This window comes from Terrabacter sp. C0L_2 (genome assembly GCF_036352015.1).
Lineage (GTDB): Bacteria > Actinomycetota > Actinomycetes > Actinomycetales > Dermatophilaceae > Terrabacter > Terrabacter tumescens.
Map to the genome: position 1 here is coordinate 1,589,716 of NZ_CP143557.1, position 11,575 is coordinate 1,601,290.

Annotated in this window: 9 protein-coding genes; 7 read left to right on the forward strand and 2 right to left on the reverse strand. The window is 71.7% G+C overall.

Annotated features, from left to right (window positions below; all coding sequences use genetic code 11):
- Nucleotides 1-70: 70 nt before the first annotated feature.
- The 7 genes from U5C87_RS07430 (at nucleotide 71) to U5C87_RS07460 (ending at nucleotide 8,509) form a co-directional block, all read left to right on the forward strand.
- The gene (locus U5C87_RS07430; protein ID WP_330475970.1) at nucleotides 71-1,978 is read left to right on the forward strand and encodes a sunset domain-containing protein; all 1,908 of its coding nucleotides are present in this window, start codon (nucleotides 71-73) and stop codon (nucleotides 1,976-1,978) included.
- A gap of 259 nt (nucleotides 1,979-2,237) precedes the next feature.
- Nucleotides 2,238-3,998, forward strand: a complete 1,761-nt coding sequence (gene argS, locus U5C87_RS07435) for an arginine--tRNA ligase (protein WP_330475971.1) — start codon at nucleotides 2,238-2,240, stop codon at nucleotides 3,996-3,998.
- Between the two features lie 88 nt (nucleotides 3,999-4,086).
- Nucleotides 4,087-4,914 (forward strand): DUF4328 domain-containing protein, encoded by an 828-nt coding sequence (locus U5C87_RS07440; protein ID WP_330475972.1) that lies wholly within the window; start codon nucleotides 4,087-4,089, stop codon nucleotides 4,912-4,914.
- Between the two features lie 117 nt (nucleotides 4,915-5,031).
- Entirely contained in the window at nucleotides 5,032-5,805 is a 774-nt protein-coding gene (locus U5C87_RS07445) for a flavodoxin family protein (protein WP_330475973.1), read from the forward strand.
- 114 nt (nucleotides 5,806-5,919) lie between these two features.
- Nucleotides 5,920-6,300, forward strand: coding sequence for an SHOCT domain-containing protein (locus U5C87_RS07450; protein ID WP_030200941.1), 381 nt, complete (start codon nucleotides 5,920-5,922; stop codon nucleotides 6,298-6,300).
- Nucleotides 6,301-6,319: 19 nt separating this feature from the next.
- Nucleotides 6,320-7,804: a DUF2252 domain-containing protein gene (locus U5C87_RS07455; RefSeq protein ID WP_330475974.1), complete on the forward strand. Its 1,485-nt coding sequence runs from the start codon at nucleotides 6,320-6,322 to the stop codon at nucleotides 7,802-7,804.
- Between the two features lie 99 nt (nucleotides 7,805-7,903).
- Nucleotides 7,904-8,509 carry a DUF4328 domain-containing protein gene (locus tag U5C87_RS07460; RefSeq protein WP_330475975.1) on the forward strand — a complete coding sequence of 202 codons (606 nt, stop codon included), beginning with the start codon at nucleotides 7,904-7,906 and terminating at the stop codon, nucleotides 8,507-8,509.
- 39 nt (nucleotides 8,510-8,548) lie between these two features.
- Here U5C87_RS07460 and xylB read toward each other — a convergent pair whose 3' ends face one another.
- Nucleotides 8,549-9,970, reverse strand: a complete 1,422-nt coding sequence (gene xylB / locus U5C87_RS07465; protein ID WP_330475976.1) for a xylulokinase — start codon at nucleotides 9,968-9,970, stop codon at nucleotides 8,549-8,551.
- Nucleotides 9,967-11,484, reverse strand: coding sequence for a mannitol dehydrogenase family protein (locus tag U5C87_RS07470; protein ID WP_330476666.1), 1,518 nt, complete (start codon nucleotides 11,482-11,484; stop codon nucleotides 9,967-9,969). Before U5C87_RS07470 ends, xylB begins: the two co-directional genes overlap by 4 nt.
- Nucleotides 11,485-11,575 lie beyond the last annotated feature (91 nt).

The following is an 11,575-nucleotide window of genomic DNA, read 5'->3' on the forward strand; positions in this document are numbered from 1 at the left end:
AGGAGCGCTCCGGCGCAGTAGGTTTCGGGTGACGTGGTCGCGAGGACCCGTAATCCGTAAGGGGAATGGCATGTCCGACACAGGCAAGACGGTTCTGTGGATCGTGGTGGCGATCGTCGTCATTGCAGTGATCATCTGGTTGTTCGTCTCGGCAGGGCGCCGTCGCGAGGTCGAGGCGCGTCGCTTCGAGGCCGGCGAGCTCCGCGCCCGCGTCGACGACCGTCGTCCCGAGGTGCAGGACACCCAGGACCGGGCGTCGGTCACCGCCGCCATGGCCGCCGACGCGCGGGCCGACGCCGAGCGGCAGGCCGCCGAGGCCGAGCGGCAGAGGGCCGAGGCCGAGCGCCAGAGGGCGCAGGCCGAACGACAGGCGGCTGAGGCGCAGCAGCAGGCTGCCGAGGCCCGACGCCTCGAGGAACAGGCCGAGCAGCACCGCGCCACCGCCGAGGCCGCGCGCGTCGAGCACACGGGACTCGAGCGGGAGGCCGACCGCATCGACCCCGACGTCGCCACCGACGACGAGGGCTTCCGCGTGGACGACGACGGCAACCGCCTCCCGGGGCAGGAGCCCGCGCACCGGGGCGGCGCGCCCGGTGCCGCAGCCGTGGCGGGCGCGTCCGCCGTGGGTGCTGCGGCCTTCACGCGTGACGACGACGACGAGGACGACCTCGCCGACGCGGAGAACCCCTTCGCACCCGCTGCCGCCGAGCCCGCCGTGGCCTCGGGCGAGGGCACCGACCTCGCGAGCGAGGCCGACCGTGACGTCGACGAGCAGACGGCCGACGAGTCCTCCTACGCGTCGGAGGAGCCCGAGGTCCTCGGCACGCCGCGGCAGGACACGGCCGAGGACACGGAAACAGCGACGGACATGGAGACGGACCGGGCGACGGACGAGGTGACGCCCGAGGCGGCAGCCGAAGCCGGTCACGAGGACGACGCGACGTCGCAGGGCTCAGTGGGTACTGGGAGTGCACCGGATGGGCTTCCCGACGAAAGGTCAACGACCATGAGCGAGCACAGCGACACCGACGCGAGCACCGACGAGAACGCCGACGCCTCAACCCAGACGGCTGCCGATGCGACGGACCACTCCTTCGCCCCGCCCGTGGCCGACGCCGAGGAGCCCGAGCAGGTCGAGGTCCCCGCGCTGGACGAGCGTGACGACGTCCTCTCGGACGGTGGCACCCCCGCGAGCGACCCGGGCGACCATCGCGGCCAGGCCTGGGCGACCACCCCCGGCGAGCGCGGCCTCGACGAGGACGCCGGCGACGAGGACGCCGCCGACCAGGGGCTCGACGTCGACATGGCGCCGCACTCCCACGAGAGCGACGAGGACGACGAGCTGGCCGAGCCGGCGAGCGACGACGCCGACCACGCACCGGCCACCGCGTCCGCTGCGACAGCTGACAGTGCCTCGGACGCGACCGATGACCGCGGGTCGGACACGGGCGACGACGGTCTCACCGACACGGCCTGGACCGACGCCCCCGACGCCCCCGAGAGTGCGGCCCCGACCGCCGACGCGGGCGACGAGCCCGTCGCGGAGGAGAGCGACGAGCAGCAGGACGACGGCGCCGCGCCCACGGACACCGCGTGGTCGGTAGACGACCCGACGTCCGACGCGACGGAGGGCTCGACCGACGAGCCGGCCCACGAGTCAGTCGAGCAGCCGGTCCAGGACGAGTCGGCCCAGCCGGTCCAGGACGAGTCGGCCCAGCAGGAGTCCGCTGAGGAGCAGCCCGCGTCCGGTCGACGGACGTCCGGCTTCGACGAGGTCGTCGACGGCGGCTTCGGACTCGGCTCCGCCGCACCCATCGCCGACGGCGCCCAGCCGCTCGGCCACGCGATCAAGGGACGTCGCGACGGCACGACCTTCCTCGGCCCCGACGACGCCGGCTACGACGACGTCGAGCCCGACGTGTGGTTCTACAACGAGGAGGCAGCCCGCCGCGCGGGCTTCCGCCGCGAGGGGGAGTGACCACGGCCTGACGGCCCGCGTCATCACAGGTCGACGTGGCCACGTGCACCCGGTGCACGTGGCCACACCCCTGTCCGGGCCGGTCCCGCGTGCCTCCGCGCCTCTTCGAGCCCGTTCGGGTCGGTCTGCCGCCGCGACTCAGCACGCCCCGGGATCACCCGGGCGAGCACGTGGACCCGAGCACGCGGCATACGCCATCGCCCGTGCCCGGCGGAAACGGTGGCGCGGGCACCCGGTGCGCACAAATAGACTGACCGGCATGGTTTCCCCGCTCGTCGCGCTCACGCCCAAGGTCCAGTCCGCGATCGCCGCCGCTCTCGGTGACGACTACCGCGAGGCGGACCCGGTGCTGCGTCCGTCGCAGTTCGCCGACGTGCAGGTCAACGCCGCGCTCGCCCTGGCCAAGAAGGTCGGGATGCCGCCGCGCGACGTGGCAGCCAAGATCGTCGCGGCCCTCGACCTCGACGGCGTCTGCGACTCCGTCGAGGTGAGCGGGCCGGGGTTCATCAACCTCACCTTCTCGAGCGCGTGGATCGCCGGCCTGCTCCAGGAGGTCGAGGCCGACGAGCGCGCCGGTGTCCCGCTCCAGCCGACGCAGAACATCCCCATCGACTACTCCGCGCCCAACGTCGCCAAGGAGATGCACGTCGGGCACCTGCGCACGACGGTCGTCGGCGACTCCATCGCCCGCACGCTCGAGCACCTGGGCCACAACGTCATCCGCCAGAACCACATCGGTGACTGGGGCACGCCCTTCGGCATGCTCATCGAGCACCTGCTCGACGTCGGTGAGGGCTCGGACGAGGCGGGTCTGCTCGTCACCGACCCGAACGCGTTCTACCAGGCGGCCCGCGTCAAGTTCGACGCCGCCGAGAAGGCCGAACCCGCCGGCAGCGCAGGCGACTTCAACGTCAGGGCCCGCTCCCGGGTCGTGCTCCTGCAGGCCGGCGACGCCGAGACGCTGCGGCTCTGGAACGAGCTCGTCGACCTGTCCAAGGTCTACTTCAACAAGCTCTACTCGACCCTCGGCGTCACGCTGACCGACCTGCACCTCGCGGGCGAGTCGCTGTACAACGACGCCCTCCCCGGCATCTGCGAGGAGCTCGAGTCACGCGGCATCGCCGAGGTCTCCGACGGCGCCCTGTGCGTCTTCCTCGACGGCTACACCGGCCGCGAGGGCAAGCCGGTGCCGCTCATCATCCGCAAGTCCGACGGTGGATACGGCTATGCCACAACGGATCTCGCGACCATCAAGTACCGCGTGCACGACCTCCGCGCCCACCGGGTGCTCTACGTCATCGGGGCGCCGCAGTCGCTCCACCTCAACATGGTCTGGGACACGGCGCGCAAGGCCGGCTGGCTGCCCGACGACGTCGTGCCCGTCCACGTGCAGATCGGCAACGTGCTCGGCGAGGACCGCAAGATCCTCAAGACGCGCTCCGGTGCACCTCTGCGGCTCATGGCGCTCCTCGAGGAGGCCGTCGACAAGGCGCGCGCCGTCATCGACGAGACGCGCCCCGACCTCGACGACACGCTGCGGGCGACCATCGCGCGCCAGATCGGCATCGGGGCCGTGAAGTACGCCGACCTGTCCGTCGCGCACGACAGCGAGTACGTCTTCGACCTCGACCGCATGGTCGCGCTCACCGGCAACACGGGCCCCTACCTGCAGTACGTCGTGGCCCGCGTCCGGTCGATCTTCCGCCAGGTGGGGCTCGACCCGGCCGCCCAGCACGCGCCGATCCTGCTCGGTGAGCCGCACGAGCGTGCCCTCGCCACGCACCTGCTCGGGTTCGGCGATGTCGTGGCCGAGGTCGGCGACACCTACGAGCCGCACCGGCTCGCCGGCTACCTCTTCGAGCTGGCCCAGGCGTTCTCGGCGTTCTACGAGAACTGTCCCGTGCTCAAGGCCGAGCACGACGAGGTCAAGGAGTCGCGCCTGACCCTGTGCGCCCTCGTCTTCCGTGTCATGACGACGGGTCTCGACCTGCTCGGGCTGGAGTCTCCAGAGCGGATGTGACCGCGGCGGTTCGTCCCGTTCTGCCCTTGTCGGTGTCGGCGCTGCGCTACGTTGCGGGCGCACGTCACATCGACAGGGGAGAACGCACATGACCCAGCCCGCCGCACCGTACGAACCACCGGCATCGTCCGCGGTTCCAACGGCCTCGACGGCCTCGACGGTCCCGCCCGTCGCGGCCGGCGCCCAGCCGGCCGCCACGGCCACGGCACCACCACCACCGCCGCCTGCGCCCGCCGCCCAGACGGGTGTCACGGCCAACTTCAAGAACGTCGCGGTGCGGCCGTGGCGCCAGTCCACGGCCGTCGTCGCCGTCATGGCCCAGGCGGCGTTCGTCGTCGGGGCGCTCGCAAACCTCTACCTCACCTCGATGGACGTCAAGGTCAAGGGCCTGCTCGAGGACCGTGACTTCGCCGCCATGGAGCGCGAGGCCCAGAGCGCCGACGGCCTCTACATGCTCATCCTCGGTGTCGGGGCGCTCTGCGCCATCCTGCTGCTCGTCTGGTTCCACCGCGTGTGGACCTCGGACCGCTCCGACCACAGCCTCTACACGCGTGGCACGGGCATGGCGATCGGTGGCTGGTTCATCCCGTTCGCCAACTTCGTCCTCGGCCCGCTCGCCCTGCGAGACCTGCTGTGGGGCGTCGAGCACGCCAGCCCCCAGGCCAAGCCGGGCCGCCCGGCCGCGACCCCGCGACTCGTCATCGCCTTCTGGGTCGTCATCGCCGTCAACCTCGTGCTCGTCATGCTGGGTCGTGGTGCTGAGAGCGGTCTGCAGCGCCCCGACTCGATCGACGCGCTCATGACCTCGGTCCAGGCGAGCCTCACGTACGAAGCCCTCGGCGGGGTGGCCGGCGCGGCCGGCGCCGTGATCGCCATCCTCTACATCCGCAAGGTCATGGCGCTCACGCGTCGCTGACACCGCCGGGAGGGGCGCCGCCACGCGGTCGACGAGGTGCTGACGTCCACGGGACGTCAGCACCTCGTCACATCCAGGCCGTTGCGGCGGTCCGTTGCGGCAGAGGACAGTCGGCTCATGAGCGACACGAGCAGCACGAGCGACACGAGCGGGACGAGCAGCACGAGCACCACAGCCGGCCCGAGCGGCTGGGACTTCAGCGGCCTCAAGGCCACCTACGTCAACTGCACCCTCAAGAAGAGCCCCGAGCCCAGCCACACGCAGGGGCTCGTCGACGCGAGCGCGGCCATCATGCGCGAGCACGGCGTCACCGTCGAGGAGATCCGCCTCGTCGATCGCGACGTCGCGACCGGCGTCTACCCCGACATGCGCGAGCACGGCTGGGAGACCGACGCCTGGCCCGAGATCTACCCCGGCATCCTCGACAGCCAGATCCTCGTCGTCGCCGGACCGATCTGGCTCGGTGACAACTCCAGCGTCACCAAGCGCCTCATCGAGCGCATCTACTCCCTGAGCGGCATGCTCAACGACCAGGGGCAGTACCTCTTCTACGGCAGGGTCGCCGGGTGCCTCATCACCGGCAACGAGGACGGCATCAAGCACTGCGCGCAGAACGTGCTCTACAGCCTCCAGCACGTCGGCTACACGATCCCGCCCAACGCCGACGCCGGCTGGATCGGGGAGGCCGGCCCGGGCCCGAGCTACCTCGACCCCGGCAGCGGGGGACCAGAGAACGACTTCACCAACCGCAACACGACGTTCATGACGTGGAACCTCATGCACCTCGCGAGGATGCTGCACGACGCAGGCGGCGTGCCGGCATACGGCAACGTGCGATCGGCGTGGAACCAGGGCGAGCACTTCGGCTGGCACAACCCCGAGTACCGCTGATCCCACGGGCCACAGTCACCCCGTGAGGATGATGCCGCGGGGCGGGGGTGGTGGTGACGATGGCAGGGAGCACACCCGACTGGGTCGCTGCCCTACGAGAAAGGTCGCCCCAACATGTCGTTCTGGGACATCATCTGGTTCATCATCATCTTCTTCGCGTTCGCGTCGTACCTCATGGTGCTGTTCTCGATCGTCGCTGACCTCTTCCGCGACCCCGAGGTCTCCGGCGGGATGAAGGCGCTCTGGGTCGTGTGCCTCGTCTTCTTCACCTTCATCACCGCGATCGTCTACCTCATCGTGCGCGGCCGTGGCATGAACGAGCGCACGGCGAAGTCGTACGAGCAGGCCCGCCAGGCGCAGGAGGACTACGTGCGCTCGGTGGCCGGCACGGGCACGTCGGCCCCGGAGCAGATCGCCAAGGCCAAGGAGCTGCTCGACACCGGCGCGATCACGGCCGACGAGTTCGCCTCCCTCAAGGCCAAGGCGCTGGCCTGACCGCGGGAGCAGTGATCCCGTGAGCGGGGCGCCCGAAGGGCCCCTCCCGGAGGCCTCGGCCGCACGTGCCGAGCGCGTCCGGGAGGCCCGATCGCGGATGCCGCTCGCTGCCCACGCGCAGCTCGCACCCCCGGGTGCCCAGGACGTCGTCACCCTCCTCGAGGAGCAGGGTCGCGCCCGCATCGCGGAGCTGCTGCCCGTCCGTCACGGCCGCATGCTCGCCTCGCCCTTCGCGTTCTACCGCGGCGCCGCGGCCGTCATGGCGGCCGACCTCTCGACCGCACCGGGCACCGGGCTGACGGTCCAGCTGTGCGGTGACGCGCACGTGTCCAACTTCGGGCTCTACGCGTCGCCGGAGCGGCGACAGGTCTTCGACCTCAACGACTTCGACGAGACGTGGCCCGGTCCGTTCGAGTGGGACGTCAAGCGGCTGGCCGCCAGCCTCGAGATCGCCGGCCGCGGAAACGGTTTGCGCCGCAAACGCCGTCGCGCGATCACGACGGCAGCCGTGCGGTCCTACCGGCTGTCGATGGCACGGTTCGCAGCGCAGTCGATGCTGGAGGTCTGGTACGCCCGGGGCGAGCTGCAACCCGGCCTGCCCCGGCTCAAGGAGGCGCTGCCCACGGCGTCCCGCGCCACGACGCGGCGGGTCGTGGAGAAGTCCCGCAGTCGGGACTCCGCCCATGCGCTGGGCAAGCTGACCACCGTCGAGGGCGGGCAGCCACGCTTCGCCAGCGACCCGCCACTGCTCGTGCCGGTGCGCGACCTCGCCCCGGACCTCGCCGAGGACCTCGACGACTGGGCCGACCGGATCCTCGTGCAGTACCGCGGCACCCTGCAGGCCGACCGACGCGTCCTGCTCGACCGGTTCCGCGTGGTCGACCTCGCCCGCAAGGCCGTCGGCGTCGGCTCGGTCGGCACCCGCGCCTGGCTGATGCTGCTGCTCGACGAGTCGGGGGACCCGTTGATGCTGCAGGCCAAGGAGGCCGTCGACTCGGTGCTCGCCGCGCACCTGCCCGGCCCCACCTTCGACAACCAGGGGCGACGGGTCGTCGAGGGGCAGCGGCTCATGCAGGCGAGCAGCGACATCCTGCTCGGGTGGCAGCGCACCGCCGGGGTCGACGGGGTCGAGCGGGACTTCTACGTCCGCCAGTTCCGTGACTGGAAGGGCGGATTCGAGATCGAGACCATCGACGACGCGACCCTGGACATGCTGGGGCAGATGTGCGCCTGGACGCTGGCCCGCGCGCATGCCCGGTCGGGGGACCACCGCGACATCGCTGCCTACCTCGGGTCGGGGGAGCGCGGGCAGGACGCGGCCGAAGGTGCGGGAGGTGCCGAGGGCGCGGGCGGTGGTGAGGGCGGGGGCGGTGGCGAGGGGATCGAGTTCGACGAGGCGGTCGCGGACTTCGCCGTGGCCTATGCCGACAAGAACGAGGGCGACCATGCCGCTCTCGCCGAGGCGGTGGCCTCCGGTCGCCTTCAGGCGGCGAGCGAGCTCTGACCCGGCGATCGGGCCTCGCGCGGGCCTGTGGATGAGCGGCGACGGCCACACCTCGACCTCCCATAGGTTCCAGACGTCCACTCACAGGGGAGGAACGTCATGGCCTACGAACCACCGAGCACGCCGACCGGACCGAGCCGGGTCGCTGCGGCGCCGGCTGCCCCGCCGGCTCCGACCTCCACGCTGGCCCCCGTCGCGCCGGCCGCGCCGGCCCGCGCTGGCCTGATGGGCCTGACGTGGCCCATCACCTACGTCCTTCCCGGTGCGTTCGTGGTGTTCCTCGTCTGGCTGCACCGTCTCTGGACCTCTGACCGGTCGGCGCACAACGTCTACACCCGCAGCACCGGAATCGCCGTCGGGGGATGGTTCGTCCCCGTGGCCGACGTCGTGCTGGGCGCCTATGCCCTGCGCGACCTGTGGCACGGCACGCACAACGCCCGTCGCGGCGTCCACGACGGTCCCGTCGACCGGAGCACCCCGAGGCTCGTGACCGCCTGGTGGCTCGTCGCCCTGCCGGCCGTCCTGTGTGCCGCCGTCGAACGCGTCCTCCGGGTCGGGCTCAGCGCGCCGGCCTCGGTCGAGTCGCTCCTGCAGACGCTGGAGCTCTACCTCGGCGTCAAGGGCGTGGGCAACGCCCTGTTCGCCGGGGCGGCGGTGCTCCTCGCGCTCGTCGTTGGCCGGATCACCGCGTTCACGCATCGATAGGTGCGGCGCAGCCGGTAGGTGCGGCGCAGCCAGGCCCGGTCAGATCCCGTGCGTCCGGGTGACGAGCGCCTGGTAGCGCGCCACGACGTCGGCGTGCGCCTGCTCGTCACCTGGCCGGACGGCATACTCCGAGTCGATCTCGAGGTCCCACGTCGGCGGGGCCGGCTGAGCCGACAGGGCCCACGCGGCCTGTCGGGCGGCGCCGACGCCGACGTACTCGGCCGGCGCGGGCACCACGACCGGTGCTCGGAAGAGCCCGGGAGCGACCTCGCGCACGGCGCGCGAGGCCGCCGCGCCGCCGATGAGCAGGATGCGCCCAACCTCGACGTCCTTGGCACGCAACGCGTCGACACCGGCGACGAGGTTGCAGAGCATCCCCTCGACGGCAGCACGCGCGAGGTTCTCGGGCGTGGCGTTCGAGCGCGTCAGCCCCGCGAGCGTGCCGGTCGCGTCGGGCAGGTCGGGCGTGCGCTCGCCGTCGAGGTAGGGCAGCAGGCTGAGGCCAGCGGCGCCCGGACTCGCTTGCAGCGCAAGGCGGTCGAGCTCTGCGAGATCGACTCCGATCATCGTGGCGGCGGCGCTCAGCACGCGAGCGGCGTTGAGGGTGCACATGAGGGGCAGGTGGTGGCCCGTGGCGTCGGCGAAGCCCGCAATGGCGCCCGACTCGTCGCGGATCGCGGAACGGTGGGGGGTGAAGACGGTGCCGCTCGTGCCGAGCGACACGACGACGTCGCCCGGCTGCAGGGTCAGGCCGAGCGCTGCGCCCATGTTGTCGCCGGTCCCGGCAGCGACGAGCAGGCCTCCGGTCGTGCGCCCCGCCGGCTGGGCGGGGGAGAGCACCTCGGGCACCTCGACGACGCGACCGAGGGCGCGCTCGAGCAGGTCGAGACGGTAGTCGCCGTCGGCCGCCGACCAGTAGCCGGTGCCCGACGCGTCGCCGCGGTCGGTGCTCCAGCGCTCGAAGCCGTTGCCCTGCTGGAGGATCCGACCCGTCATCCAGTCGTGCGGCAGCACGACCCGAGCCACCCGGGTAGCGTGCTCGGGCTCGTGCTCGGCGAGCCAGCGCAGCTTCGTCACCGTGAAGCTCGGGACCAGTGCCGAGCCGACGGCCTCCACCCACGCAGCAGCGCCGCCGAGCTCGGCCGTGAGGTCACGGGCGGCGCCTGCACTCCGAGTGTCGTTCCAGAGGAGGGCGTCGCGCACGACGGTGTCCTCGTCGTCGAGCGTCACCATCCCGTGCTGCTGGCCACCCACGGCGATGGCCGCCACGCCCTCGAGGATGCCACCGGCAGCGGCCTGCTCGTAGGCGTCCCACCAGCGGTCGGGGTGCACCTCGGTGCCGTCCGGGTGCGGGGCGCGGGCGGACCGGACGACCTGCCCCGTCTCGGCGTCGCAGACGACGATCTTGGTCGACTGGGTCGAGCTGTCGACCCCGGCGACGAGCGTTCGGCCGTCGGTCACGTGGTCACCCTGGTGCTCCATGACTGCAGCGTCTCCCGGGCGCCCTTCTCGTGCAAGGCCGACAGGGCGTCCGTGAACACCGCGGTGAAGCGCTCGTCGTCGACGAGGCCGCCGAAGAGGTCGCGGTCACGGAGGAAGGCGAGCGGGTCCTCTCCCTGTCGGGCGGCGGCAGCCATCACCCGGTCCTTGATGCGGTCGACGACCTCGATGGGCTCGCCCTGCTCGTCGGTGCCCTCGGCATACCGCGCCCACGACGCGACGACGAGCGCCGAGCGGCCGATCTCGCCACCGGTCTCGAGGTTGCGGTTGATGACCGGCACGAGCCACTTGGGGATGCGGTCCGAGCTCTCGGCGCACAGGCGGGCGAGCGTGTCGCGCACCTCCGGGTTGGCGAAGCGCTCGATGAGCTCGTGCCGGTAGGCGTCGAGGTCGACGCCGGGCACCTCCGGCAGCGTGGGGCTGCCCTCGTGCTCCATGTAGCCGAGGAGGAAGTCGACGAAGAGCGGGTCCTGGCACACCTCGTGGGCGTAGCGGTAGTCGGCGAGGTAGCCGAGGTAGCAGAGGGCCTGGTGGCTCGCGTTGAGCAGCCGGAGCTTCATCAGCTCGTAGGGCACGACGTCGTCGACGAGCTGCACCCCGGCCTGCTCGAAGGGCGGGCGGCCGTCGGTGAAGTGGTCCTCGAGGACCCACTGCGTGAAGGGCTCGCAGACGACGGGCCAGCCGTCGGCGACACCGAACTCGTCGGCCAGACGGTCAATGTCCTCCAGCGCCGTCACCGGGGTGATCCGGTCGACCATGCAGTTCGGGAACGACACGTGCTCGTCCATCCAGTCGGCGAGCGACGGGTCCTTCAGTCGCGCGAAGGCCGTCATCATCCTGCGGGCCACGTCGCCGTTGCCCGGCAGGTTGTCGCAGGACATGACGGTGAAGGGCGCCTGGCCGGCATCCCGTCGCGCCGCGAGACCCGCGACGACGTAGCCGAAGACGGTGCGCGGGACGGCGCCCGCCTCGAGGTCGGCGCGGATCGCCGGGTCGTCGGCGTCGAACTCGCCCGTCACCTGGTTGACGACGTAGCCGCCCTCGGTGATCGTCAGCGACACGATGCGCGTGCGCGGGTCGGCGAGCCGGTCGACGACGGCCTGCGGGTCGTCCGGCGCGAACATCATCTCGACGATGCTGCCGACGACGCGTGCCTCACGGTGCCCGTCGGGGTGCTTGACCACGAGCGTGTAGAGCCCGTCCTGCGCGTTGAGGGTGTCGACGATCCGGCGGTCCTGGGGCAGCGCCCCGACCCCGCAGATGCCCCAGTCGAGCGCGAGCCCGTCCTCGAGGAGGCGGTCGACGTACATCGCCTGGTGGGCCCGGTGGAAGCCACCGACACCGAAGTGCACGATGCTCGCCGTGACCTTCGCCCGGTCGTAGCCCGGCCGGCTCACCTCGGTCGGGAGGGCGGCATACGTGCTCTGCGACAAGGGGATCGGCGTCGATGACGCAGCGGCGTCGGAGTTGGTCATGATCGTGGGTCCTCTCTCGGAGGTCTCGAGGGTCTGGGAGGTCGCGAGGGCCTCGGGTCGTGCGGCAGTCACCGGGTCGTCGGGCGACGGT